This window comes from Bacillus testis, assembly GCF_001243895.1.
Taxonomy (GTDB): Bacteria; Bacillota; Bacilli; order Bacillales; family DSM-1321; genus Bacillus_AD; species Bacillus_AD testis.
On record NZ_LN851186.1, the window covers coordinates 2,703,700 to 2,728,543 of the forward strand.

General features: G+C 42.8%; 24 protein-coding genes. 9 read left to right on the plus strand and 15 right to left on the minus strand.

Annotated features, from left to right (window positions below; translation table 11 throughout):
* Positions 1 to 39: 39 nt before the first annotated feature.
* From BN1765_RS13565 to spoIIM, 9 genes are all read right to left on the minus strand, one after another.
* On the minus strand, positions 40 to 342 hold the full coding sequence (locus BN1765_RS13565; RefSeq protein ID WP_050615632.1) for a PTS sugar transporter subunit IIB: 303 nt from the start codon (positions 340 to 342) through the stop codon (positions 40 to 42).
* Positions 343 to 537: 195 nt separating this feature from the next.
* Positions 538 to 1,467, minus strand: coding sequence for a LacI family DNA-binding transcriptional regulator (locus BN1765_RS13570; RefSeq protein WP_050615633.1), 930 nt, complete (start codon positions 1,465 to 1,467; stop codon positions 538 to 540).
* Positions 1,468 to 1,606: 139 nt separating this feature from the next.
* Positions 1,607 to 2,911, minus strand: coding sequence for a pyrimidine-nucleoside phosphorylase (locus BN1765_RS13575; protein WP_050615634.1), 1,305 nt, complete (start codon positions 2,909 to 2,911; stop codon positions 1,607 to 1,609).
* 15 nt (positions 2,912 to 2,926) lie between these two features.
* Positions 2,927 to 3,739 carry a purine-nucleoside phosphorylase gene (locus BN1765_RS13580; RefSeq protein WP_050615635.1) on the minus strand — a complete coding sequence of 271 codons (813 nt, stop codon included), beginning with the start codon at positions 3,737 to 3,739 and terminating at the stop codon, positions 2,927 to 2,929.
* A gap of 14 nt (positions 3,740 to 3,753) precedes the next feature.
* Entirely contained in the window at positions 3,754 to 4,941 is a 1,188-nt protein-coding gene (deoB, locus tag BN1765_RS13585) for a phosphopentomutase (RefSeq protein ID WP_050615636.1), read from the minus strand.
* Positions 4,942 to 5,194: 253 nt separating this feature from the next.
* Positions 5,195 to 6,088: a site-specific tyrosine recombinase XerD gene (xerD, locus tag BN1765_RS13590; RefSeq protein WP_050615637.1), complete on the minus strand. Its 894-nt coding sequence runs from the start codon at positions 6,086 to 6,088 to the stop codon at positions 5,195 to 5,197.
* A gap of 6 nt (positions 6,089 to 6,094) precedes the next feature.
* A complete protein-coding gene (locus BN1765_RS13595) occupies positions 6,095 to 6,325 on the minus strand; it encodes a YqzK family protein (protein WP_050615638.1) in 231 nt (76 codons plus the stop codon).
* Between the two features lie 123 nt (positions 6,326 to 6,448).
* The gene (fur, locus tag BN1765_RS13600) at positions 6,449 to 6,928 is read right to left on the minus strand and encodes a ferric iron uptake transcriptional regulator (protein ID WP_050615639.1); all 480 of its coding nucleotides are present in this window, start codon (positions 6,926 to 6,928) and stop codon (positions 6,449 to 6,451) included.
* A 118-nt stretch (positions 6,929 to 7,046) separates the two neighbouring features.
* The gene (gene spoIIM, locus BN1765_RS13605) at positions 7,047 to 7,688 is read right to left on the minus strand and encodes a stage II sporulation protein M (protein WP_050615640.1); all 642 of its coding nucleotides are present in this window, start codon (positions 7,686 to 7,688) and stop codon (positions 7,047 to 7,049) included.
* A gap of 286 nt (positions 7,689 to 7,974) precedes the next feature.
* On the opposite strand from spoIIM, the gene BN1765_RS13610 reads away from it, so the two are divergent.
* Positions 7,975 to 8,313: a DUF485 domain-containing protein gene (locus BN1765_RS13610; protein WP_082195479.1), complete on the plus strand. Its 339-nt coding sequence runs from the start codon at positions 7,975 to 7,977 to the stop codon at positions 8,311 to 8,313.
* A 3-nt stretch (positions 8,314 to 8,316) separates the two neighbouring features.
* Positions 8,317 to 9,861, plus strand: coding sequence for a solute symporter family protein (locus tag BN1765_RS13615; RefSeq protein WP_050615641.1), 1,545 nt, complete (start codon positions 8,317 to 8,319; stop codon positions 9,859 to 9,861).
* Between the two features lie 55 nt (positions 9,862 to 9,916).
* On the opposite strand, the gene BN1765_RS13620 is transcribed toward BN1765_RS13615, so the two are convergent.
* Positions 9,917 to 10,474, minus strand: coding sequence for an NUDIX hydrolase (locus tag BN1765_RS13620; RefSeq protein WP_050615642.1), 558 nt, complete (start codon positions 10,472 to 10,474; stop codon positions 9,917 to 9,919).
* Positions 10,475 to 10,547: 73 nt separating this feature from the next.
* Here BN1765_RS13620 and mciZ point away from each other — a divergent pair, with 73 nt between their 5' ends.
* Complete coding sequence (gene mciZ, locus BN1765_RS19615; RefSeq protein WP_315969836.1) at positions 10,548 to 10,703, plus strand: Z-ring formation inhibitor MciZ; 156 nt, start codon at positions 10,548 to 10,550, stop codon at positions 10,701 to 10,703.
* 59 nt (positions 10,704 to 10,762) lie between these two features.
* Complete coding sequence (locus tag BN1765_RS13625; protein ID WP_050615643.1) at positions 10,763 to 11,683, plus strand: aldo/keto reductase; 921 nt, start codon at positions 10,763 to 10,765, stop codon at positions 11,681 to 11,683.
* A 453-nt stretch (positions 11,684 to 12,136) separates the two neighbouring features.
* Here the strand turns inward: BN1765_RS13625 and BN1765_RS13630 are convergent, their stop codons facing one another.
* On the minus strand, positions 12,137 to 12,385 hold the full coding sequence (locus tag BN1765_RS13630; protein WP_050615644.1) for a YqkE family protein: 249 nt from the start codon (positions 12,383 to 12,385) through the stop codon (positions 12,137 to 12,139).
* A gap of 82 nt (positions 12,386 to 12,467) precedes the next feature.
* Here BN1765_RS13630 and BN1765_RS13635 point away from each other — a divergent pair, with 82 nt between their 5' ends.
* The 3 genes from BN1765_RS13635 to BN1765_RS13640 all read left to right on the plus strand — a co-directional run bounded on the left by BN1765_RS13635 (position 12,468) and on the right by BN1765_RS13640 (position 15,745).
* Positions 12,468 to 13,385, plus strand: coding sequence for an alpha/beta hydrolase (locus tag BN1765_RS13635; RefSeq protein WP_050615645.1), 918 nt, complete (start codon positions 12,468 to 12,470; stop codon positions 13,383 to 13,385).
* A gap of 785 nt (positions 13,386 to 14,170) precedes the next feature.
* Positions 14,171 to 14,356 carry an LmrA/YxaF family transcription factor gene (locus tag BN1765_RS20800; RefSeq protein ID WP_390621202.1) on the plus strand — a complete coding sequence of 62 codons (186 nt, stop codon included), beginning with the start codon at positions 14,171 to 14,173 and terminating at the stop codon, positions 14,354 to 14,356.
* A gap of 33 nt (positions 14,357 to 14,389) precedes the next feature.
* A complete protein-coding gene (locus BN1765_RS13640) occupies positions 14,390 to 15,745 on the plus strand; it encodes a DHA2 family efflux MFS transporter permease subunit (RefSeq protein ID WP_050616781.1) in 1,356 nt (451 codons plus the stop codon).
* Between the two features lie 100 nt (positions 15,746 to 15,845).
* On the opposite strand, the gene BN1765_RS13645 is transcribed toward BN1765_RS13640, so the two are convergent.
* Genes BN1765_RS13645 through BN1765_RS13655 form a run of 3 tightly spaced genes read right to left on the minus strand, consistent with a single transcriptional unit; the run spans position 15,846 to position 20,643 of the window.
* The gene (locus BN1765_RS13645; RefSeq protein WP_050615646.1) at positions 15,846 to 17,654 is read right to left on the minus strand and encodes an ABC transporter substrate-binding protein; all 1,809 of its coding nucleotides are present in this window, start codon (positions 17,652 to 17,654) and stop codon (positions 15,846 to 15,848) included.
* Between the two features lie 50 nt (positions 17,655 to 17,704).
* Positions 17,705 to 19,180, minus strand: a complete 1,476-nt coding sequence (locus BN1765_RS13650; protein WP_187119451.1) for an ABC transporter permease — start codon at positions 19,178 to 19,180, stop codon at positions 17,705 to 17,707.
* Positions 19,181 to 19,194: 14 nt separating this feature from the next.
* On the minus strand, positions 19,195 to 20,643 hold the full coding sequence (locus tag BN1765_RS13655; protein ID WP_230199530.1) for an ABC transporter permease: 1,449 nt from the start codon (positions 20,641 to 20,643) through the stop codon (positions 19,195 to 19,197).
* Positions 20,644 to 20,857: 214 nt separating this feature from the next.
* Here BN1765_RS13655 and BN1765_RS20680 point away from each other — a divergent pair, with 214 nt between their 5' ends.
* Positions 20,858 to 22,588 (plus strand): ABC transporter ATP-binding protein, encoded by a 1,731-nt coding sequence (locus BN1765_RS20680; protein WP_050615648.1) that lies wholly within the window; start codon positions 20,858 to 20,860, stop codon positions 22,586 to 22,588.
* A 400-nt stretch (positions 22,589 to 22,988) separates the two neighbouring features.
* On the plus strand, positions 22,989 to 23,201 hold the full coding sequence (locus tag BN1765_RS13665) for a CDGSH iron-sulfur domain-containing protein (RefSeq protein WP_050615649.1): 213 nt from the start codon (positions 22,989 to 22,991) through the stop codon (positions 23,199 to 23,201).
* 123 nt (positions 23,202 to 23,324) lie between these two features.
* On the opposite strand, the gene BN1765_RS13670 is transcribed toward BN1765_RS13665, so the two are convergent.
* Positions 23,325 to 24,557: a GNAT family N-acetyltransferase gene (locus BN1765_RS13670; protein ID WP_082195482.1), complete on the minus strand. Its 1,233-nt coding sequence runs from the start codon at positions 24,555 to 24,557 to the stop codon at positions 23,325 to 23,327.
* Between the last annotated feature and the right edge of the window lie 287 nt (positions 24,558 to 24,844).

A 24,844-nucleotide genomic window follows, 5' to 3' on the forward strand; every position in this document is an offset into this window, starting at 1 on the left:
TATTTCTCCTCTAAGATATCAGTAAGTAGTTGATGTCGTTTACTTTTTCATGCTTAATGCTTGGTCCAAAACAGCTTTTCCGTTCATTGCACCGTAGTTCATCATGTCGATTACTTCCACAGGAATACCTTTAGGGGCGGCTACGGCTTCAATTTTGCTTTTCAAGAAGCGGACTTGAGGCCCTAATAGCACAACATCGCATTTGTCAATATCTTCTTGAAGCTGCGCTTCCGGGATCGCCCAGATTTTTGCATCGATTGATTGCGCGGCAGCTGCCTCTTCCATTTTAGTCACTAACATACTTGTAGACATTCCTGCTGAACAAACTAACATAATATTCATATTTTCCGTCCTCCGAGTCTATTTTTAAATTGATAGCGTTTACATAAAATATATTACAATAGAATACGAGATAAGTAAACGTTTTCTTTAATAGTTCACAATTTAGACACAATAAATTTATTAATACGGATTTACTCTTAGAATGCAAAAAGAACACCCTCCCGGCTACTCAATATCCGGGAGGGTGTTCCTTATTCATATCAAATGAAACAATATTTCTTCTACATCAAGCTCTGCCCTGTATTCATGCACGATCAGCTCTTTGTCGCCAAGCATGGCAAATGACGGGTCGCTCCCCAGCGATGCAATGGTTATATCTCTGGGAATGCGGACTTTTTGGCGATTCAATTCTGCAATTGCGCCAATAGTAAAATACGGATGGAAGGACAGAATGGCGGTCGGTCTTTTCGGGAGAGACAGAAAACGCTTTACTGCTTTTCTTCCACTCTCAATGGAATAGTCCCCTTCATAGGTATAAGCTGAATCGAGAACCTCCCCTCCCGTATACATAGATTTCACATATCCCACATAGCGGTCGATCGCATTCGGTGAGGACTTGCTGCCATTAATGACCCCAATCAGCTGATGCCCTTCCTCAAGCAATTGCGCTGTTAGCAGGCTTGCATTGGCCTCTTCATCTTCGGTGATTTGAGGAATCTTAATATCATTCACTTTTATTCTTGAATGAAAAAGGACAACAGAAATCCCTTTTACAACTAATTCGCCGAGCTCTTTATCATTGCCGCCGACGCTGGAAATCAATATGGAATCTACGTGCTTTGCTTCCAACTGCTGAAGTGCTTCCTTTTCTTGCTTTTCATTATAATGAGTCTGCAGCAATAGAAGTTGTATGTTCTCGGGCTGTAGTCTTTGTTCAAGCAAAGCAATAACTTCCACAAAATAAGGATCCTTCAGATCAGGCACCACAATACCGACAAGATTTGTTTTTTGATCCTTCAGCCCTCTCGCCAATTGATTCGGTATATATTGCAGCTGCTCAGCGGCATCCAATACCTTCTTGGCGATATCAGGGCTTACATTGCCTTTGCCGTTCAATACCCTGCTTACTGTCGCGATGGAAAAATTGCTGACACGCGCTACATCTTTAATGGTTGATTTTTTCATGTATATAGATGCCTCTTTCTCCCTACGATGCTTTTCATTCTACCTTTTTTCCCTTAAAATGAAAAGTCCCCGCAAGCTTCGTACCTAAAAAAACGACCCAGAAACCATTTTTACAGTTTCTGGGTCGGCCATCATCATTTTACTTCGAAATATGAGAGTGGATTAAAGTAGGTGCCTCTACATGTTCATCTGAAATGATGATACTGTTATAGAGCATTTCTTTCACGTCATCCACTTGCTCTGTATTGCTGTGAATCGTCAATAAGGACTCTCCTGCTTTGACTGTATCACCAATCTTTTTGTTTAATACCAAGCCTACAGCCAAATCAATGACCGATTCTTTCGTTTCCCGGCCGGCGCCAAGCTTCATGGCCGCCGTTCCGATTTCATCGGCGATCAATTCTTTTACATAACCGTCTTTCTTGGCTGGCAATTCGATTTTATAGGTTGCTTGCGGCAACTTAGACGGATCATCGACTAGTGATGCATCGCCTCCTTGAGATTCAAGGAACAGCTTGAATGTTTCAAGTGCTTTGCCATTGGCGATGATTTCTTTCAATGCTGAGCGGGCTTCTTCCAAAGTTGCAGCTTTCTTGGCTAAAAGCACCATATAGCTGCCCAAAGTCAAGCATAGTTCAGCCAAGTCTTCAGGACCTTCGCCTTTCAATGTATCGATTGCTTCCTTCACTTCCAACGCGTTTCCAATGGCAAATCCAAGCGGTTGGCTCATATCGGAAATGATGGCCATTGTATTGCGGCCTACATTATTCCCGATATTAACCATGGCTTGAGCTAATTTTTCCGCATCTTCCGGTGTCTTCATGAACGCGCCGGCGCCTGTTTTTACATCAAGCACGATTGCATCTGCGCCTGCCGCCAGCTTTTTACTCATGATGGAGCTGGCAATCAACGGAATGCTGTCGACAGTGGCTGTTACATCGCGAAGTGCATACAGTTTTTTGTCTGCTGGCGTCAAGTTGCCTGTCTGGCCAATAACCGAAATTTTATTTTTGTTCACCAAATCAATGAACTCTTCTTTAGGAATTTCTACAGAAAAGCCTTTGACTGCTTCAAGCTTGTCAATTGTACCGCCTGTATGCCCAAGGCCTCTGCCTGACATTTTGGCAACAGGCACACCCACTGCCGCAACAAGCGGTCCTAGCACAAGTGTAGTAGTGTCGCCGACACCGCCAGTGCTGTGCTTGTCGACTTTTATGCCCTCGATGGCGCTCAAGTCGATTGTATCGCCTGATTTCATCATGGCCATTGTTAGGTCAGCGCGTTCCTGTTCTGTCATGCCATTGAAATAAATAGCCATAAGCAAAGCGCTCATTTGGTAATCAGGAATTTCCCCGGTTGTGTAGCGCTCGATTATATATTGTATTTCTGCAGTTGACAGTTCCTGGTTGTCTCTTTTTTTCTCTATCAGATCTACCATTCTCATCTATATGCACCGCCGTTACATTTTTTTAGTCAATTCTTTTACAAAAAGCAGAAAATCATTTTTAACTTTTTCCGTTGTTTCAATGACTTCTTCATGGTTCAAAGGTTGGTCAAGAATCCCGGCTGCCATGTTAGTGATGCATGAAATGCCTAAAACTCTCATAGAGCTATGGTTGGCAACAATTACTTCAGGAACGGTGGACATGCCGACTGCGTCCCCTCCCAATGTACGTACCATTCTTACTTCTGCAGGCGTTTCATACGTAGGGCCAGTCAATCCGAAATAAACGCCTTCCTGGATAGCCATGTCTAAATCGGCCGCTGTTTCGCGGGCCATTTGCACGTATTCACGGTCGTATGCTGTAGACATATCAGGGAAACGAGGGCCAAAACGCTCATCATTGCGGCCAATTAAAGGATTTGTGCCCATGAAATTGATATGATCAGTAATCAGCATCAAGTCGCCCGGTTTGAAGGACTCATTGACTCCTCCAGCCGCATTTGTCACCAAGACTTTCTCGATGCCGAGGAGCTTCATGACACGGACAGGGAAGGTCACCATTTCCATAGGATACCCTTCATAAAAATGGAACCGGCCCTGCATAGCAGCAACCGTCTTGCCTGAAAGCGTACCAATGACGAATTGTCCGGCATGCCCTTGCACAGTTGACACAGGGAAGTTCGGGATTTCATTGTAAGGGATGCAAACTGCATCTTGGATTTCATCAGCAAGAACTCCAAGGCCGGAACCAAGGATCATGCCGATCTCTGGCTTAACCTTTGCGCGTTCAAGGATATAGTCTGCTGATTGTTTGATTTTATCGTACATAGTCATATTCCACCTTATTTTAATAATTCCAAGTAGCTTTTCCCGTATTCAGGAAGCTTAACATTAAAGTTATCAGCGACAGTTGCCCCGATAGACGCGAATGTTTTGCTCATTGGAAGCTCCTTAGGATCTTTCAACTTCTTACTGTAAGCAAGCAATGGCACATATTCACGCGTATGGTCAGTGCCGGCGTGGATTGGATCATTGCCATGGTCAGCTGTGATCAATAATAAGTCGTCTTCTTTCAACTCTGCAAGCACTTCAGTCAATCTTGCGTCATATTCTTCCAATGCTTTACCGTAACCGATTGGATCTCTTCTGTGGCCATATAATGCATCGAAGTCTACTAAGTTTAGGAAGCTAAGTCCAGTGAAGTCCATGCGGATTGTATCCATCAATTTGTCCATGCCATCCATGTTGGAAACAGTGCGCAATGATTTCGTCACACCCTCGCCGTCATAAATATCAGAAATTTTACCGATGGCAATCACATCGTAGTTATTATCTTTCAATTCGTTCATAACCGTTCTTCCGAATGGCTTAAGCGCATAATCATGGCGGTTTGCTGTTCTAGTGAAGTTTCCTGGTTCTCCGATAAATGGACGGGCGATTACGCGGCCCACCATGTATTCTTCACGCAATGTGATTTCACGGGCGATCTTACAGATTGAATATAATTCCTCGATTGGCACGATACCTTCGTGGGCAGCGATCTGAAGAACAGAGTCAGCAGATGTATAAACAATCAAAGCGCCTGTTTTCATATGTTCTTCGCCTAGTTCATCAAGGATGCCTGTACCGCTTGCCGGTTTGTTACCGATGATTTTTCTTCCTGTTCTTTCTTCAAGCTCAGAAATCAATTCTTTAGGAAAACCATCAGGGAAAACGCGGAAAGGAGTCTTGATATCAAGGCCCATGATTTCCCAGTGTCCTGTCATTGTATCTTTTCCATTTGAAGATTCTTGTAGTTTTGTGTAGTATGCCAACGGTTTTGCAGCTTTTTCAACACCAGGGATTTCTTCGATGTTGCTTAGGCCCAATTTACCCATGTTAGGCATGTTCAATCCGTTCATCGCTTCAGCAATATGACGGTATGTATGCGCACCTTTGTCGCCAAATTTATCAGCATCCGGAGCTTCTCCGATACCTACTGAGTCCATAACAATTAAGAAAATCCGTTTAAAAGTATGTTCGTTCTTCATTCCTGTTACCTCCTATGCATTTTTGCATCCCATTTATCTCACTCTTGTCTTATATGAGAATATAAAACCTTCTATTGACAAGTTTACCCTATCGAGGAGGATTTACTCTTCTATAAGATGCAACATTTTAAGATGGTCTGATGTCAGACATCTATAAATTGGTATAATAAAAGTAGAACATTCGTAGTTCCCTCTCATCATACACCATTGAGTTGAAAACGTCATCATATAGATTTTTCAATCTAGCAAACTATTAGGCTCGCGGATGAAATTTAGTATAGACATCTTTCAGTCTTGTATTTGTGATATGCGTATAGATTTGTGTTGTCGAAATATCGGCGTGCCCTAGCATTTCCTGGACCGAACGTAAATCAGCCCCATTCATCAATAGATGTGTAGCGAAAGAATGGCGCAACGTATGGGGTGTCAGTTCTTTTTCTATATTCGCTTTCAAGGCCAGCCCCTTCAGGATTTTCCAGAATCCTTGACGCGACAGTCTTCCACCGTGGTGATTTAGGAAGAGGGCATCACAAGATTTTTTCGGGTTGGCAAGAAGCGGTCTGCCCTTGTCCAAATATCGGTCAATAGCTGCCAATGCCGTTTTTCCGATGGGGATGATCCGCTCTTTGCTGCCTTTTCCAACGCAACGGACAAATCCCATTGTCCCATGCACATCCGATACGTCCAGGGAAATCAATTCACTGACCCGCATCCCGGTGGCATACATCAATTCCAGCATGGCTTGATCGCGCAGGCCGAATCCATCCGTGCCTTTTGGCGCATCAAGCAGCGCTTCTACTTCTTCCATGCTTAATACCTTTGGAAGTGTGCGCTCTTTTTGCGGTGTATCAATATGGACGGAAGGATCATGTTCGGTTTGCTTTTCACGCAGCAAGAATTGATGGAAAGAACGGATTGACGCAATATGGCGCGCTATGGTTTTCGACGACTTCTCCTCTTGCTTAAGTCCGGACAGAAAAGCAACAATATTCCCTCGTCTGACAGCATTCAGATCTGTCAACTGCTCTACATGGACAAGAAACCGTATATACGATTTCAAATCACGTTCGTAAGAAACGATCGTGTTCTTGGCCAATCCTTTTTCCACTGTTAAAAAATGCATAAAATCTTTCAAAGCATCTTCCATCTGTCATTACTCCCCGTTTAAATAAAAAAGCTTTAACCGCTCGAACCATGCAGGATCTTCATTTACTTCCTCTGTGCTTGATACTTTCATTGAATGTCCGTTCGGCTCATCATAACGGTTATAATCTTGATATTCCTGATTCAACCATACCATTCCTATATAGAAAAGAATAGTAAAGCAGACAAATAAAATAAATACTTTTAGTGTCTGAATGATGGCCTTCAACCAGATTCCCATACCTTGTCCTCCCTATGAGCATCGCTACTTTCAATCTATGCCCCGAGGCCGCCATTCTATACATCCATTCACTAAAAACTTTAAAAAAAGATGCTGCGAAACGCGGCCATGGAAATTCATGGCTCAGCGTTCAACAGCATCATGGTTCACTGATGGTTTCTCTTGTTTTCCCTGGCAACGATAACAGATGCCATGAAATGTCAAACGATGGTCCTTAATCTTGAAATTCCATCTTTTTTCAACATCCATTTCGACTTCACCCAGAAGATCTTCCTGAATTTCATCTACCGCACCGCATTCCATGCATACAAGATGGTGATGGAAATGGGCGGCACCCTCTTGGCGGAGGTCGTAGCGCGATACGCCGTCACCAAAGTTGATTTTATCTACAATTTTTAATTCAGTCAGTAATTCAAGCGTTCTATATACGGTCGCCAAACCAATTTCAGGCGATTTTTCTTTTACAAGGAGATACACATCTTCTGCGCTTAAATGATCCTCTTCATGCTCCAAGAGAACACGGACGGTCGCTTCCCGCTGAGGAGTCAATTTATAGCTAGATGAGTGCAATTGCTTCTTTATACGATTGATTCTCTCTTCCATTCTTTTTCCTCCCTGCCACTTTCATCTTACATTATAACAAAATGGCCAAAAGAAGCAAAATAGAATTATTATATTCTAGAATAAATAGTGATTATCATATAATAATAATTATAAATTATTAAATCAAACCCACCATTTGCTTCATGAAGACGGGAGATATATATGCCTCAATCATTCCGGCGCAAGAAATAAGAAGAATGCACAAAACGAATGAAGCGATATATTTGAAAAAAATCGGTTTCAAAGGAATGCGGACCTGCCTGTAAAAAATCCTTTGGATCATTTTTATGCTGAGCGCCAGCGCTACAACGGTGATAAAAATCGTCAAAGGCACAAGAATAATATTCTGTGGAAGAACAGAGACCACAGCAATCCTGAATCCTTCCCATCCCATGCTATTCACTAGGAAGCCGACGGTAAAACCGATCACCACTCCCTTGAGAAATAATAGAATAAGAATCAACGGAAGGCCGATTATGCTAATCCCCAATACCCAAATCAACGCCATGTACTGAATATTATGAGATATACTGCTCTTAAACATATGATAGGAAGCCGTTATATTTCCTTCTTTTACTTGTCCGAAAAAACGGGATAAATAATACATAAGGTCTTCCTTTTGAGTAATGCTCAGACTATTAACAATAATGGCACCGCAGATGACACCCATCAAAAACAGAATAATGATAAATATATACAGCGAAGAATGGTCGCGGATATGGGCATTTACTGCGTTTTGTAAAGGAGATCGTTTCTTCATTTTAAAGCCTCCTACGATTCATTTACTAGATTCTATGAGAAATAGTCTCTTTATATGACGTTTTTGCAAAAGAATACCCCCCGCTTGCTCCCTATATACAGCACCCACAAGTTGTTAATCCTTTCATTAAAAAAATGGATTATTTATCTTTTCCCAAATAGGCCTGTCATGTATAATACAGATATCTAAATTTTCTGACATATTGTTTTTTGACATGTCAGGCCAAAAGGAGGAAACGCAGCTTAACATGCAAGTACCCACAATTTAATCGAGAGGAGTTTTCGCCATGGAAATGCCTAATAGGAAAGATTCGCCTGCAAAAAAACAAACTCGGGAAAAATATGCAGCCATTGTCCAATCAGCATCCTTCCAAAGACTTCTTCATGAAAAGAAAAAATTCATTATTCCGTTTACTATTTTTTTCTTTTGCTTTTATTTCGCGCTCCCTATCATGACATCCTACACGACTATCCTCACCAAACCGGCTGTTGGCAGCATTACCTGGGCCTGGGTCTTTGCCTTCATGCAATTCATCATGACTTGGTCATTCTGCATGATCTATTCCAAAAAAGCCAATGCCTTCGATCAGCTTACCGATGAAATCATTGAAGAACAAAGGAGATAATCTATGAACACTACCGCCTTTATCATGTTTCTCGGCATTGTATCCGTAACATTATTCATTACCTATTGGGCCTCCAGGAAAACAAACAATGCAAGTGAGTTTTATACGGCCGGCGGAGGGCTGACAGGCTGGCAGAATGGGTTGGCCATTGCGGGTGACTACATGTCTGCAGCTTCTTTCTTGGGCATCGCCGGCACAATAGCGCTGGCTGGTTTTGACGGCTTCTTTTACAGCATCGGCTTTCTTGTCGCCTATCTGGTTGTTTTGTATCTTGTTGCCGAGCCATTAAGAAACCTGGGAAAATACACATTTGCCGATATGATTGCCGCACGATTCAATGCCAAAAAAATAAGAGGCTTTGCAGCTTTCAATACAATCACTATCTCCATTTTTTATATGATTGCCCAGTTGGTCGGGGCCGGTGCACTCATTAAATTATTGCTGGGCATCAACTACTCGACGTCCGTTCTGATCGTAGGCATCCTTATGACTGTCTATGTCATTTTTGGCGGGATGCATGCCACAAGCTGGGTGCAGATCGTGAAGGCACTCCTGCTGATGGCTGGAACCTTTATCATCTCTATTATGGTGCTCGCTAAATTCAACTTCAATATCATGGATATGTTTGACCGCATGAAAGACGCCACTCCGCTTAAGGAAGCGTTTCTGAATCCAGGCGTCAAGTATACTGTCGGGCTCGATACCCTGTCATTAACGATGGGCCTCGTACTCGGAACGGCTGGTCTGCCCCATATTCTGGTGCGTTTTTTCACCGTCAAGGATGCCAAGACTGCCAGAAGCTCCGTCGTGTATGCCACTTGGATTATCGGTATTTTTTACGTTATGACCATTTTCCTTGGATTCGGCGCGGCTGCTTTTGTCGGCAATAGTAAAATCATCGCTGCGGATAAAGCCGGAAATATGGCAGCGCCTTTGCTGGCGGAAGCGCTTGGGGGCGATATGCTATTCGCGTTTGTGTCCGCGGTTGCGTTTGCTACAATCCTTGCTGTCGTAGCCGGATTGGTATTGACTGCAGCCACTGCTTTTTCACATGATTTCTATAACCAGATTCTGAAAAAAGGAAAAGCCACAGAAAAGCAGCAAGTTTCCATGGCCCGTTTTGCTTCGATCGGCATTTCAGTATTGTCCATCATCCTGGCATTATTCGCGCAGAATCTGAATGTGGCATTCCTCGTTTCGCTTGCATTCGCAGTGGCGGCCAGCGCGAACCTCCCGGTCATCCTATATACCATCTACTGGAGGCGATTCAATACGACCGGCGCTATCTGGGCGATGGCGGTCGGCTTGATATCAGCAATCGGACTGGTAATCGTTGGCCCGAATGTATTCAGCCCTGAAGCAGGAAAAGCGATGTTTGTCGGGAATCCATTATTCCCTCTGACCACCCCGGGACTCGTCTCGATTCCTCTTGGATTCCTTGCTGGATATTTTGGCACCATTTTTTCTTCCAAAGCTGCTCCCGTTGAAGGAGATGCCAGCTATGACGAAATACTGGTTAAATCCAATACAGGGATGGATTCTCTTTGATAATGGAGATTAAATAACATGGAAAAGAGCCTGGAAAATCCAGGCTCTTTTCGTATTATTTAGTTGATTGTGAGGCATTCAGCAAACGCAAATATTGGACTGCATATACTGTCTTGGCGTCGATGATCCGTTGTTCTTCTATGTAGCGCTCCCCTTCTTCAAGTGACACTTCCATTAACTCAACGAATTCATCATCGTCGGCTGCTGCAGGGTTTTCCAGCTTCTTCAAGCCTTTGGCCACGAAAACATGCAGGATTTCATCAGCGAACCCGGGGGATGTATAGAAAGACACGACTTTTTCCATACTGTCACAGCTGTATCCCGTCTCCTCTTCCACCTCGCGGTGGGCTGTATGCAGCGGCTCTTCCCCCTTTTCCAATTTCCCTGCCGGAATTTCGATAATTGAACGTTCCAATGCTTTGCGGTATTGCTCCACCATCAGCAATTTGTGATCATCTGTCAGCGCTATAATGGCAACTGCGCCGGGATGCTTCACCAATTCGCGCTTGCTTGTTTTCCCGTCAGGCAAAGCAACATCATCCACCTGCAGCGTGATCACCTTGCCTTTATAGATCGTTTCACTGGACAGTGTCTTTTCTTCGAATTTATTCATTTTAAAGCCTCCGTTCTATCTGCTCTATTTCCTATCATACATTTTACCATACGGAATAATGGAGGGCATGTTATTGAAGATAACGGTTGGCATAACAAGCATTCATATGTCGGGGAAAGCGTGGGAAATTCAGCAAAAGCTGAAAGAATACAGTTTGCGCTATCAATATGTGAGCGATTGGATCGCCGCTTGCCAGGGCGCCGCTTCCGAAACGGACAAGGGACAATAATACTTTTTTCTCTCTACATCCTTTACAATAGAAGAAAACCATTCTTAGAGGTGATCAAAATGAAAAAGAGAAAACTGGGACAGTCTGATTTGCTCGTATCTGAAATGGGATTGGGCTGCATGTCGCTCGGCACAGACGAAAAAAAGGCAGAAAGCATCATACAAACCGCATTAGAATGCGGCATTACTTATTTTGATACAGCCGATTTATACGATTTTGGATTAAATGAACAACTCGTCGGCTCTTCCCTTAAACCGGTCCGTGAAAAAGTGGTGATTGCAACAAAGGTCGGTAACCGTTGGAATAAGAAGAAAGACAGCTGGACATGGGATGCTTCCAAAGCGTATATCCAGGAAGAAGTGAAATCCAGCTTAAAACGGTTGAACACAGATTATATCGATCTGTACCAGCTGCATGGGGGCACCATGGAGGACAATCATGATGAAATCATAGATACGTTCGAAGAATTAGTTAAACAAGGATACATCAAGCATTACGGCATCTCATCCATCCGCCCGAATGTAATTAAGACATTCCTGGACAAATCTTCGCTGGTCTCTGTCATGATGCAGTACAGCCTGCTCGACCGCCGCCCTGAAGAATGGATGGAAGCCCTTAGCCAAAAAGGCGTCAGCATTATCGCCCGCGGGCCTGTGGCCAAAGGCATGCTCAGCGACAAAATGCTAAAAAAAGCGAATGAGAACATTCAGGAAAATGGCTACCTCGATTACAGCTACCAAGAGTTGGAAGATGTATTAAACAAACTGAAGGAAGCGTTCGCTGCAAAAAGCCTGCAGGAAGTAGCCCTTCAATATGTCCTTGCCCATCCTGTGGTTGGAGCTGTCATTCCCGGCGCAAGCTCTCCTGAACAGGTCATCAGCAACGTAAAGGCCGTCGAGGCTTCGCCGCTTTCTGACCGCGAATTAGATATTTTGAAGAGTTTGACCAAGCAAAACAAATACAGCGCTCACCGTTCCTAAAAAAGAGAATAGAAGAAAGTATACAAAGGGCGTTGCCTATCCCATTCGGCTAATAGGCAGCGCCCTTTTTTCAGTCCATCTATTTTTACAATTTTTCATGTTTTAAAAATCCTCTTAATTCGTTTCCCCTTTTACCTTCTATATTAGAACATACTGTACTCTGGGTATCCTAGTTTTTTCCGTTCGGTATCTACTCACCTTTTTAAAGGGTCAAAAAGAAAGAAATGCCATCTTAAAAAATATATCTGAAAAACTCAGCAAGTATCCTTCCAATGCTAATCCTTGACCCATTATCTTTACGATAAAAAGTCTGATACAGTATGACCAGACTAAAAAAGGGCTGTTTGATTGATTGTAACCAAGACTCCTACTTCAACATAATAATCTGATTGGTTCAACTAATAATAATCGGTGGGGGCATGAATATGGACCCCCACCGATCAAAGTTTCACTTTATTTAAAATTATGCCAGTCCTGCTTGTCTTCACTTAAAAGCTCGGCAAATGTCTTGTTTTTTTCTTCCCGCCGGCGTTCTTCTTTCTTCTTTTGCTCTTCCGCTTCCCGTTTGCTTTGCTCTTCCTGCATTAATTCCTTTTGTTTATTTTTCAATTGCGCGACCAAATCCTGATCCAACATGGAAGAAAGCGTCAGTTTCTCTTCTTTTTTGCCGGCTGGCTGCATTCGGATTTTGTTCTTTTTCATAAGTGTGCCTCCTCAGTTTTCATGGTCATATTATAACATGGTACAATACTCCATATTATAATCGATTTGGAGGCGTCCGTTCATGAAAAAGCTGTTCCTTCCCCTTCTCCTGGCCTTTGCTGCCATTGGTGCAATCGGCATTTATTTCACCAATATCCTGATGTTTATGAAAAAGAAAGAGGATGAATTGATTAAAACGAGGGAAATGAAGGCAAAACGATGGATTGCAGAGGAATTTGACAAACTGCCGAAAACATCCGTTACGGTCGATTCCCCTTTCGGCTATTCATTAGATTGCCTATTCGTCGCTCCGCATAAAAGCAACAAATGGATGATTTTCTGCCATGGCATCACGGAAAACAAGTACAACTCCATTAAGTACATGAACCTGTTCCTGAAAAAAGGCTTCAACGCCGTTCTCTATGACCATAGACGGCACGGCGCTTCCGGAGGAAAATCGAGCAGCTATGGCTATTATGAAAAATGGGATTTGGAAGCAATCATCAATGAATTGAAAAAGCGCCAGGGAAAAGATGTCTATTTCGGCATCCACGGCGAAAGCATGGGCGCTGTAACTGCTTTGCTGTATGGCGGCTCGGTGAAGGATGACGCCGCTTTCTATGTTGCCGATTGCCCGTTTTCAACGCTGCGCGCGCAGGTATTATACCGTTTGCGGGAGGAAACGCCACTCCCTTCCTGGTTTGTCATGCCTATCGGGAATGCCTTCCTTAAAATCCGCGACGGCTATTGTTTTCAGGATGTTTCGCCGATCGATGCCGTCCGGCAGATCGTACACCCTGTCATGTTCATTCACAGCAAACTGGATGCTTTTATTCCGGCAAGCATGACGCAGGCGCTTTACGAAGCCAAACCAGGGAAGAAACAATTATGGCTGGCGGAAAAAGGCGGCCATGCTCAATCTTTTAACGAAAACCAGGAAGAATACGAAACATACATCGATCAATTCCTGGAGTACATGGAAACGTCCACAGACGCTTAATGGATTCGTCCATTATCACGCAATATTTTACCGGCAACACTTCGATCTTATTCTATACTGGTTCGAAGTGTTTTTGCATTCCGGGAAACTAATAATATCTACATATAATGTACGAAGAAAAACAACGATAATAGCAGGAGATAAGTCGTTTGGCCACCACCTTTAAAATGTGTCTAAATTGTGAAATCGTACTATATAGAGAAAAAAAATACTTACATCAAGCGATTTTTTTTTGTTATAGTGAAAAACAGACCCGTCAGTATAGCGGAGGTGTACTGACGAAATGAATACAAACTCGCTGATAATCAACATCGCGACAAAGCTTTCCCCCTAAGGAAAAAGGTACAGGCTAAATAAAACCATAAAAAATGCCATGCGTTTTGCGGTACCCCCATTTACCTAATGGAAAAGAAGAAATATAAATCGCTTATTTCTACTGCTGAACGAAACGATTTAACGGATATGAGATCGATTTTCCAAAACAACCGTCCCAATAGAATCGTCAAATGCCACGATTGAATCAATAACCTGGATATGGAGGCACCATTACCGGCTGTACGTTTAGCAGCATAGTCAGTGAAATGGCATCGGTAAGCGATCCAGCGCGGCATGCTTGCAGTAATATCTATCTGAATATTCAGGAAATTTATCCCATTCTAACTGCCGCTAAGACTCCCACTTCCATTGATGCGCGAAATGGAGAAGTGTAAGCGGGAGATCAAGCGCCCGTAAGAATCCGATTGATTCAACTAATAATCAGTGGGGGTTGAATAAAGCCCCCACCGATCAAAGTTTCACTTTATTACAATAAGCTGTTGGCAGATGGTTGTCCCACTGAGACCACCTCCTCTATATCTTTAATGAGGACAGCTTCTATCGAAGGAGGCATAATACTTTGCTTAACACAGAGAGCATCGGAACCACTAAGAGTGCTCTCAAACGTATTACCAAATTTATTGAAGGGGTTTTAAAAAGTGAATAAACAAATCAAAACAGGACCTATTATGGCCGCCCTATTGGTGGCTGGATTTGTAGGACTGTTCAGTGAAACAGCTTTAAATATAGCATTGGGAGAACTAAGCCATATTTTTGAAGTGGATGCCACAACCATCCAATGGCTAGCTACGGGATACTTTTTAACATTGGGGATTTTAGTGCCGGTGACAGGCATTTTAATGCAAAAGTTTACAACGCGTCAGATGTTCTTGGCGTCTTTATTTTTTTCAATGATCGGAACGGTGCTTGCTGCATTGGCGCCGGCGTTTAGTGTTTTATTGACAGCGCGCGTCATCCAGGCGGCTGGACTGGCAATCATTTTACCATTGACACAAAATGTTATTTTCACGATTTTTCCGCCGAATAAACGAGGTGCAGCAATGGGTGTAATGGGCTTGGTCATCTTGGCTGGCCCAGCGTTCGGCCCGACCTTGGCAGGGATGATTCTAGATACATTATCTTGGCATTGGATTTTCTGGTTTACGCTGCCATTCTTGCTGTTCTCTTTAATCTTTGGCTATATCTTCATTCCAAATGTCAATGAAATCCGCCAAGTCTCCATCGATGTTCTATCCGTTGTATTGTCAACCATCGGTTTCGGCGGCGTTGTATACGGCGTGAGTGTCGCCGGCGATCTTGGTTGGACAAGCACGACTGTACTTGCAACCATCGTTGTCGGATTGATTGCTTTACTTTTATTTGTCATTCGCCAGACAAAGATGGAACATCCGATGCTGAATTTGAAGGCATTCAAATACCCAATGTTCGTATTGGGCCTTGGCATGAATATGATTACCTTCCTGAACATGTTGTCCATGCTTGTTATTTTGCCGATGTTTATGCAAATGGCACTTGCTGTATCGGCTTTTGTGACTGGTTTGATCATGCTTCCGGGCAGTTTGTTGAATTGCGTGCTGGCTCCGAAGATCGGGCAATTATTCGATAAATACGGTCCGCGTGCCGTGATTACACCAGGAACATTCATGGTTGTCATCGGCTACGGTCTTTATGCTATGTACGGCACAGAAACCGCCCTTTGGATTATGGTTGTAACGCATATTATTATGATGCTTGGTATCGGTATGGTTCTTGCGTCTGTCCAAACGAACACATTGAATGCATTGCCGAAACAATTCTATCCGGACGGCATTGCCATTACGCAAACATCCCAGCAAGTATCAGGAGCAATCGGAATCGCCGTCATGGTTTCGCTCTTCTCTGCGAAACAAAGCAGCTACCTGGCCGATATCGCAAATCAATTACCTGCTTCAGCAGCTGCTGGTTCATCCTTTGTTTTTAAAATCAGTCTGGCATTGGCCATCGTCAATCTGGTACTTTCGTTCTTCTTGAAGAAAACAGAGTAATTTTCTAAAACGAGAAAATGGAATTCTTTAGATGCAAATAGAAGGAGCGGATCCAATGGATCCGCTCCTTCTATTTTTATAGTCATATTCATGACCAAAATTATTTTTCAGCTTGATATTCTTTCAAGAATTTTTGTACTTTTTTAGGATCAGCCTTTAATTCATTGCCTGTATCGACTAACGGGCTTACAGTTGACACGGCCTTCTCCTTATCGCCCTTATAGAATTGAATGAACTCATTCTGGTTAATAGAATATAAAACAGCTTTTCTTAGATTCTCACTTTTGGCGACTTCGCGGTTTTTCGTATTAAACAATAAGTAGGAAACACCATTGCTTTGTACGCTTTGCAGTTTCATCTTACTGTCTGCTTTTAAGATATCAAACTTTGTTTCCGGCACACCGTACAACATATCGATTTCCCCACTCCGCAATGCGGAAAATGCACTATCCTGGTCTTTAATGAAGCGGACAGAGACCTGATTTATATGCGGTTCATCATCCGTTCCGGCCATATAAGCGGGGTTCTTTTGGAACGCGGCTTCATAGTCATTTTTATACAGCATAATATACGGTCCGCTTGCATAAAGCGTGTTATTATATCGGCTTCCTTCGGTCACTGTGTTTTGGTCTCCGTAAGGGATATCTTTCTTAGCGTCAAAAGAAGCGACCTTATACGTATTAATACTTTCAACCTGTTTCTTCGATACGATTCCTGCAGATTGGTGGGCCAAATAATTCAATACTTGCGGGAACGGCTCAGTTGTTGTCAATTTTACAACTTGATATTTTCCGCTTTGCTGATCGGCATCCTTTTTATCGGTGACAAGTTCAGATATCTTATTCTCAAGCCCTTTATTAAGCGCATCCTTAACGGTGCCTTCCCCATTGGATAGTTTTAGAGATTCAAGTTTTTTTACGTCTTTCACAATCTCCACGTTTTTAATATGCTCGTGAAGGCTATATGTTCTGTGGTCTGGCACAGAATTTTTATCTTTGGCACGGTTCAAAGAAAAGATTACATCCTCTGCCCCTACCCTTTCTCCTGAATCCACTGCTTTTTTATCATCGACTTTGGCAAAATTGATATCATTCCGCAGGACAAAGTAGTATTCTTTATTTCCTTCGGCAATGGCGTGATTTAGCGATAAAGAAGCGTCAGAGGTTATTTTGTCATCGTCTGTGAGGTTTACCAAACGCACATACATATTCGTATTCAGCTGATTGATGGAACCGTCATTCCCTTTAATCGGATCTAAAGACGTTAAAGTTGACGTTGCCTGTGTTAACTTCAATGGCCGCTTATCCCGCTTGGAGGCATCAACATAATCGATGGAATCCCATGCCAATGCCCGGGACTTCGATAAACGGACAGAGTTTTCTTTTAATACCTGGGTGTTGATTGCCTGATTTTTATTGGAAATATAAAGAGGTGCAATATAAGCTTTTTCAAACACTAAATGGTCTTCAAGCTTTTTGTAGGTATCTTTATAATCCTCAGCTGTTTGGGTAGATGCCTGGTTGATTAATTGATCCAGCTTCGAGTCGGAAATGATGCTGTAATCCCCTCCTGAGATGAACAATGATCGGACTGCATAATCCGGGTTCCCCGTGACTGTGGTCCAACTGGACATTGACACGTCAAAGTTGCCTGCATCTTCCTGCGCTTTAAAGCTGCCAAAATCCGGCTGTAGATTTAATTTTACCTTGAATCCATTTTTGGCAAGCTGGTCACGTAGGATATTTACATCCGACTCATTTGAGCTCATGCTCAATATCTCAATCTCGGTAGCTTCTTTCTTTCCGCCGTCATTGACTTTTTCACTCACGTCATCTTTGGTCTTGACTGAACAAGCACTCAATATCAATAGGAGTCCAAGCATCAAAGATATAATTCCTTTTTTCTTCATTGTAATTCCCCCAGATTGTTCATTTTGGTAATTCCCCTAACGTTTTTGCGTTATGATGATCGATCAAGCTTAGGGTCTAATGCATCCCTCAGACCATCCCCAAGAAAATTGAATGATAGCACCAATAAAACGATGGCCACCCCGGGGAAAATGGCAAGGTAGGGCTGTGATTCCAGATAAGCGCTTCCTACCCTTAAAATATTTCCCCATTCCGGGATATGCGGCTCAACTCCGAGCCCAAGATAACTTAAACTACTGGTGGAGATAACCGCCGCCCCGATTGTCAATGTAGACTTAACAATCATAGGAGCCATAGAGTTAGGTATGATATGTTTGAAGATGATCGCACGATTTGTAACCCCGAGAGCCCTGGAAGCCTCCACATATTCGTAAGTGGATACCTGCAAAACATTAGCTCGCATCGTTCTTGCATAAGTCGGGATTGCCCCTACACTTAAGGCAATGATCAAATTGACTGTATTTGCCCCAAAAGCGGCAATGATGGTAATTGCCAGCAATATCCCTGGAATGGCATATAAAATATCGAGAAGCCTCATGATGATATTATCCGTATGCCTTCCATAGTATCCTGAGATGGCACCAAGAACGCCCCCGATGATAACCGGAATAATAGTTGCCATGAAACCGACAATAAGTGAGATTCTGGCGCCAAATACAAGCCTTGAGAAAACATCCCTGCCAAAGTTATCAGTGCCAAATGGATACACTAGGCTGGGAGCCTGCAAAATAGCTCCATAGTCATTATCGATTGCCAAACTTTTCTCGAATGTAAAAATGCTGCAGATCGAAACCATAAACAAAAACATAATAAAAAATAAACTCAGCATAGCAGTGAAATGCCCTGCCAACCGCTCCCATATCAACTCCCATTGTGTCTTTACACCATATTGCTGATTCCTCATCTTTATAATTAGCGTAATTCCCAATACCAAAGAAAACAGATTTCCGGAAATGGAACCTGCAATCAAGAATACAGCCAGAACGATTGATGCCTTTTTGTTCAGGCTTCCTCTCATGAGCAAAAACATAGCCAACAAATGGAATACCGTTAATACAACCAGGCCACCCATCCCTGCCATGAAGCTATTTGATACATATGGCTTGAATAGATTCATAGCGGAAACTCCGATTACAAAACAATCAGTCAATAACATGTAGATTCCAAGAGAATAATAGATGGTCTTTTTTTTCTTAATCAATGATAAAGCGGCTGCTGCCAAGAAGATGTTCCCTATGAAAATGCTCATTAGCTGGATCATGCCCATACCCCTAGTAAAGGCGGAAATATCTCCTTTTTCCAATAAATCCTTTTTGATCTTTCGCAGCACCACGCTCTGTACACCAGTAAAAAAAGCATACAGGCCAAACATCCCCAATATAAAACCCCTGACATCCATACTTTTGAAATCATAGGCATTAAGCAGGAAAACCACTGTAAGAATCAGGGAAGCACCCCAGGCAAACTTAGCCTGCCTATATTCCTGTGAAGCTTTTAAACTATTCATTTTCTCCACCTGCTTTAGTATTGTTTCATCTTATGCCGGATACGAGGATCAAAAAATGCATATAAAATATCTATCATCATATTGACGACTGAAATAATAATGGCTGTATAAATGACCGCACCCATTACTGCCGGCACATCAGGAATGAACTGTTTGTCGACAATATAGCTGCCTAAACCGCTGATATTGAACACTTTTTCCGTGACAGCTGCCCCACCGAGCATACCTCCGAATTGAAGGCCGATGACAGTGATGATCGGGATGAGCGCATTCGGCACTGCATGCCTCATGACCACCCTTCTTGAGCTTAATCCTTTAGCCCTTGCTGTCAGCATGTAATCCTCATGAATGACTTCAAGTGTGGACGACCTGGTCATCCTTGCAACAGCGGCTGTCAATCCTGTTCCCAATACCACAACAGGCATAATCAATGACAGCCAGTTGTGTGAATTGTAAGTCGCAGGCAGCCACTCCAAATTAACAGAAAAGCCCAAGATGAAAATAAGCCCTTGCCAAAAGCTAGGAATCGATAAACCTAGCAGCGCGATCAACATGAAAGAGTGATCAAAGATAGAATTCCTTCTGACAGCCGAAACAACTCCTGATGGCAACGCAATGACTACAGCAAGCAACAATGACCAGACTGTAATCGTCAACGTGATCGGAAATTTGCGCAGTATGGTTGAAATGACATCCTCATTACCCGCAAAAGAACTGCCAAGATCGAATGTAAAAATACCTTTAATCGTATTCCATAATTGAATGTAATAAGGCTGATCTAGACCATGTAAAGCATTAAAAGCAGCAATCTGCTCTTTTGTTGCCGTTTCCCCCAATATGTTAGCGGCCGGATTGAATGGTGAAATATAGAGAATTGTGAATACCAGAATGGAGACGCCTACAACGACAAATACCGTCATGACCAAACGTTCCATTATATACTTCACATATGGGTTCATATATAAGAATAGTAATAAGTACATAAACAAACCGGGAATGAAGGATAAACAGAAAAACCACTTTTTCTCTATTAACACAGAAAATGCATCTTCGAATGACATCTTATTCTTCCCTGTCTCTTTCCGTATCACTTCTACAGCCAATTCGGATACATATGCTTCTAATTTGCACTGCGCAAGCTTTTCCGCTTCCTTTGCTATTTCACCATCATCTATCTGCTTGCCAAAAAACTGCCGCTTCCTTATTAGCTGGTCAGTAAAATCCTTCTTGAATTGATCGAGCTGACCGGAGGCGATGAGCGATTGCTTCAGCTTGCTTTCCTGCTCTGAGTATCCATCCTTTTTTCTTTGGTACAGGTAGTACAGCAGTACAATTAAAAATAGAGGAGCCCCTAACAACAGGAGGAATTGCTTATATGGAGGAGCTGCCATCATTCTCCTGAACGTGTAATCAATTATTTGAACGAAAGAGCGCTTACTTTTCCCCAACGGATCACTAGCCAATTATTCCATCCTCCTCTCATCATCACTAATGGGCCTTTAGCAACAACAACCCATAACAATTTTAAGATAAAAAAAGATTGTTATGAAAAATTGCACTTTTCCGACCGGTATAGTATATTTTATTTTAACAGTTGGTAAAAGTCAATAAAGTTAGAAAATATACCCATAAAGTATGTTTTTACGACTATTATTATGAGTTGGCAGGTGTTATTAAATGGATTCATTATTACAAGTACAGAATTTATCGGTCTCTTTTGAACATGAGGATCATGAAATCGAAGCTGTACAAAATATCAGTTTTTCGCTCAACAAAGGTGAAACATTAGGGATTGTGGGAGAGTCCGGCAGCGGCAAGAGTGTCACAGCCCGCTCAATCATGCAATTATTGCCTGTAACCGCCAAACGCAAAAGTGGCATAGTTCTATTTGAAGGAAAGGACATCGGGCAATATTCCGAAAAAGAGATGGAATCAATTCGCGGACGCTACATCGGAATGATTTTCCAAGATCCAATGACATCTCTAAACCCTACCATGAAAATTGGAAATCAGATTGTGGAAGGCCTAAAAAAACATGGAAACATATCAAATAAAGAAGCAAGGAAACAAGCCATCGAAATGCTTGAATTAGTAGGCATCAGGGACAGCGGAATCCGCTATGAACAATATCCCCATGAATTTTCCGGCGGGATGAGACAGCGTGTGATGATTGCGATGGCCTTGGCATGCCGGCCGTCTTTGCTTATAGCGGATGAACCGACCACAGCTCTTGATGTCACCATTCAAGCCCAAATCCTTCATCTGATGAAAGAGATGCAAGAGAAATTCGGTACAGCCATTATCTTGATCACACATGACTTAGGAGTGGTTGCCGGGATGTGCGACCGAGTTGCCGTCATGAAGAAAGGGGTGATCGTCGAAACCGGTACGACAAGGGAAATCTTTTCAGTTCCCTCGCATCCATACACTAAAAAATTGCTTCAAGCACTTCCAAGATTGGATGAAAAGAAAAAGCCAAAAGCAGGTCCTCATATAATCAGAAATTCAGACGACTGTACTCCATTGCTGGAAGTGCGCCATCTTAAACAATACTTTGATATCGGCAAAGGAAATATCATAAAAGCCGTTGATGACATCTCTTTTAACATCAAAGCCGGGGAAACATTAGGAGTCGTAGGGGAATCAGGAAGCGGAAAATCAACAACAGGACGTTCCATTCTTCAATTACATAGACCTACCAGTGGGGATATCCTTTACAAAGGTATGGCTCTTAACAGCTTTTCCCCTAAAGAAATGTTGGTGATGCGCCGCCATATGCAAATGATCTTCCAGGACCCTTATGCCTCCCTCAACCCAAGGATGCGCATATTGGATATCATCGGGGAAGCACTGGATGTCCATAAAATCGCTAATAGCAAAGCGGACCGGAAGAAAAGAGTGGAAGCATTGCTTGATATGGTCGGGTTGGATTCTTCATTCGCCATGAGATATCCCCACGAATTCTCCGGAGGCCAAAGACAACGTATAGGCATAGCCAGGGCATTGGCCGTCGATCCAACCTTCATTGTGTGTGACGAACCATTATCTGCCCTCGATGTTTCCATCCAGGCACAGATTGTCAAACTCATGGAGGATTTACAGCAAAGACTTGGCCTCACTTATCTTTTTATCGCCCATGATTTGTCTATGGTCAAACATATCAGTGATCGGGTAGCCGTTATGTATAAGGGGAAAATGGTTGAACTGGCTGAAAGTGAAGAGTTATATGCCAATCCTCAGCATGACTACACCAAATCCTTGTTATCCTCGATTCCGATACCGGACCCTGCGATTGAAGCACTAAAAAAGAAAGAAGGCGCAGATCAATCAAGCAGAAAAGAATATGATGTAGAGAATTCCAAGTTGGTGGAAGTGACAGCCGGCCACTGGGTTGCCATTAATTCCTGAGTGAAATCAAAAGGTTAGCCCGAGGAGCTGCCCCAAAAGTCAGGGTAACTCGACTTTTGGGGCAGCTTTCTTTGGAAACTGGAATAGTCACTCCAAGAACCGATCCAGATGCAACTAATATAGAAAATCTACCAATGAAACAAGCTGCCAAAGTGACAGCCTTAGATTCAACCATTTAAGTATGATTACTGATTTACTGTTTTTTGAGGGCTTCGTGCTTGCCTACTTCCATGCCGACTATATAATCGTGTTTCGATTTCTATTGTTCTTCTAATTTTCATAAAATAAAAACTAATCTTACCTTATAATTAACATAAAGGAATCAACCGGAAAATTCCCGGTTGCGTGTTGTAATTTTCAGATATTAAACGTAGGATTAAAAAAGGAAGGAGCGATCATCATGTCAAAAGTGCAAATTAAAGTAATGGATAATGGGTCATTGCGGGTAAGCGGGGACTTTGAAGTAATTGATGCCGAGGGCAATGTCTTTCCGACTAAGGAAGTCGTTTCTCTTTGCCGGTGCGGAAAATCAGCTAGAAAGCCTTATTGCGACGGCTCCCATAGAGGGGTTTTCGAATCGGTTGAACGCGCCGTACCTGCCGAAGAGCAATAACTTGTTGCAGCAAGAAAAGGGGTGGCTTCCATGCCATCCCTTTTCTTGCTTTTCCGCTATCAAGTCACCTAGAGAGACAAGATTTCCTATCGTTCATCGACCCGCCTAGCAGCTGATCAGTTATCAATAATAATCGAAGAAACAAGGTTCTTCATCCGGAATGATGGCTTCGAGCAAGGCGATGCTTTCTTCATCTCCCGTGATACGCCGGATTTTCCATAGGAATTCCGGGCGCTTATAGCTTAGCATCATCGTTGTCAACGTCTGGATTGACAGTTTGATAGCTTTCCCGCCATCGGCCACACGGGTGATTTCCAACTTTCCCTCTTCATCCCATATTAAATTGAATGTGCCTCTATTCCACTCGAGCAACGGATCATCGATTGTCATAGCCACCCTTTTCCCGGCGGCCGGCTTGAATGGAAACTTGGCCAGAAATTCCTCGACATCCACAATCCTTCCCATGAAATAAGGGGCAATGGTTTGCTTGATCTCGCTATCCTCGAGGAGGAAAGCGATCGGTTCATAGACACATGTTTTGCCATAGACATAATAGACCATCGATATATGGGCGGAAATGAAGTTCCAAAGACCTCTTCTGGCTTCATCATCCAAATAAATGATTTCATCAATATAAAAAATTTCGTCCACTATACGGTAATACATATAGCCGAACGGAAGGCCATCCTCATTGTAATAAATAGCACTCTGCAAATCGACTTCTCCTTCAGAGAATTTCTCTTCCCAAAAATCTTCCCTGAATTTCTCATTCCAGGCAGTTTCATTACGGATCATGGCCCCGTTTGTTTTCCGGGCAAATTCATTGTAGACTCTCTTGATTTCCTCATGGTCCTTATCCACACGTTCTACCCAGCCGGAAACACCTTTATATGTTGTGAATTGTGTGTCTTTGATTTTATATTCGATAATATCGGAAATAATTTCCCAACCCTTTTTTCGGTAATAAGGGATTGAATACGGATAAAGATAAGAAATGTATTGCCCTGCTTCTCTCATATTCTTCAAGCTTTCTTTCATCAATGCATGCAGCAGGCCATGGTTGGCGTATTCAGGATAGGTGCCAACGCCGGTAACACCGCCCATATCATATATTTCTCCATGAATATTGACCTGGAACGGCAAGGTTACCAGCTGTGAGATTAATTTGTCTCCATCGAACCATCCCAGTGCCGTGCCAGGCTTGAGCTGATGGCTTTTTTTCTTGATCAGCATCCTCTCATCATCCATCGCTTTCTTTGAAACCTGAAACACGTACTTCATCAAATCGGAAAACTGGTCCACTTCCTCTTCTTTAATCGGCCGCATCGTTATTTTTTTCTGATGCTTCGTACTCATCATCGTTCCTCCTAGTTGTCGTGCTTCCATGCTGTCGATCTGTTTTTCTTTGGAGAGCGACTTTTCCTTTTTTGTATATGGTAAAAAAACAGGCCGTTTAAAAACGCCTGCTTGTTTGCCCGTCAAGCCTTGCTATTCAAGCCAGACAGCGAAGTTCTGCCGGCTATCTCTTCCGCATTGCCGAATTTTGCCCTGCTTCACTCAACCTTCAGAAAAATCCCTCTATTCACTTTTATTTTAACAAACGTCTCCAAGGCCGGTCAACGCATGATATGGCCGCCGTACCT

What these genes read in the sequence shown, in the direction of transcription:
- BN1765_RS13565 (WP_050615632.1), bottom strand. Translation starts at nt 342, where the DNA reads ATGAATATTATGTTAGTTTGTTCAGCAGGAATGTCTACAAGTATGTTA.
- BN1765_RS13570 (WP_050615633.1), bottom strand. Translation starts at nt 1,467, where the DNA reads ATGAAAAAATCAACCATTAAAGATGTAGCGCGTGTCAGCAATTTTTCC.
- BN1765_RS13575 (WP_050615634.1), bottom strand. Translation starts at nt 2,911, where the DNA reads ATGAGAATGGTAGATCTGATAGAGAAAAAAAGAGACAACCAGGAACTG.
- BN1765_RS13580 (WP_050615635.1), bottom strand. Translation starts at nt 3,739, where the DNA reads ATGTACGATAAAATCAAACAATCAGCAGACTATATCCTTGAACGCGCA.
- deoB (WP_050615636.1), bottom strand. Translation starts at nt 4,941, where the DNA reads ATGAAGAACGAACATACTTTTAAACGGATTTTCTTAATTGTTATGGAC.
- xerD (WP_050615637.1), bottom strand. Translation starts at nt 6,088, where the DNA reads ATGGAAGATGCTTTGAAAGATTTTATGCATTTTTTAACAGTGGAAAAA.
- BN1765_RS13595 (WP_050615638.1), bottom strand. Translation starts at nt 6,325, where the DNA reads ATGGGAATCTGGTTGAAGGCCATCATTCAGACACTAAAAGTATTTATT.
- fur (WP_050615639.1), bottom strand. Translation starts at nt 6,928, where the DNA reads ATGGAAGAGAGAATCAATCGTATAAAGAAGCAATTGCACTCATCTAGC.
- spoIIM (WP_050615640.1), bottom strand. Translation starts at nt 7,688, where the DNA reads ATGAAGAAACGATCTCCTTTACAAAACGCAGTAAATGCCCATATCCGC.
- BN1765_RS13610 (WP_082195479.1), top strand. Translation starts at nt 7,975, where the DNA reads ATGGAAATGCCTAATAGGAAAGATTCGCCTGCAAAAAAACAAACTCGG.
- BN1765_RS13615 (WP_050615641.1), top strand. Translation starts at nt 8,317, where the DNA reads ATGAACACTACCGCCTTTATCATGTTTCTCGGCATTGTATCCGTAACA.
- BN1765_RS13620 (WP_050615642.1), bottom strand. Translation starts at nt 10,474, where the DNA reads ATGAATAAATTCGAAGAAAAGACACTGTCCAGTGAAACGATCTATAAA.
- BN1765_RS13625 (WP_050615643.1), top strand. Translation starts at nt 10,763, where the DNA reads ATGAAAAAGAGAAAACTGGGACAGTCTGATTTGCTCGTATCTGAAATG.
- BN1765_RS13630 (WP_050615644.1), bottom strand. Translation starts at nt 12,385, where the DNA reads ATGAAAAAGAACAAAATCCGAATGCAGCCAGCCGGCAAAAAAGAAGAG.
- BN1765_RS13635 (WP_050615645.1), top strand. Translation starts at nt 12,468, where the DNA reads ATGAAAAAGCTGTTCCTTCCCCTTCTCCTGGCCTTTGCTGCCATTGGT.
- BN1765_RS13640 (WP_050616781.1), top strand. Translation starts at nt 14,390, where the DNA reads ATGGCCGCCCTATTGGTGGCTGGATTTGTAGGACTGTTCAGTGAAACA.
- BN1765_RS13645 (WP_050615646.1), bottom strand. Translation starts at nt 17,654, where the DNA reads ATGAAGAAAAAAGGAATTATATCTTTGATGCTTGGACTCCTATTGATA.
- BN1765_RS13650 (WP_187119451.1), bottom strand. Translation starts at nt 19,180, where the DNA reads ATGAATAGTTTAAAAGCTTCACAGGAATATAGGCAGGCTAAGTTTGCC.
- BN1765_RS20680 (WP_050615648.1), top strand. Translation starts at nt 20,858, where the DNA reads ATGGATTCATTATTACAAGTACAGAATTTATCGGTCTCTTTTGAACAT.
- BN1765_RS13665 (WP_050615649.1), top strand. Translation starts at nt 22,989, where the DNA reads ATGTCAAAAGTGCAAATTAAAGTAATGGATAATGGGTCATTGCGGGTA.
- BN1765_RS13670 (WP_082195482.1), bottom strand. Translation starts at nt 24,557, where the DNA reads ATGAGTACGAAGCATCAGAAAAAAATAACGATGCGGCCGATTAAAGAA.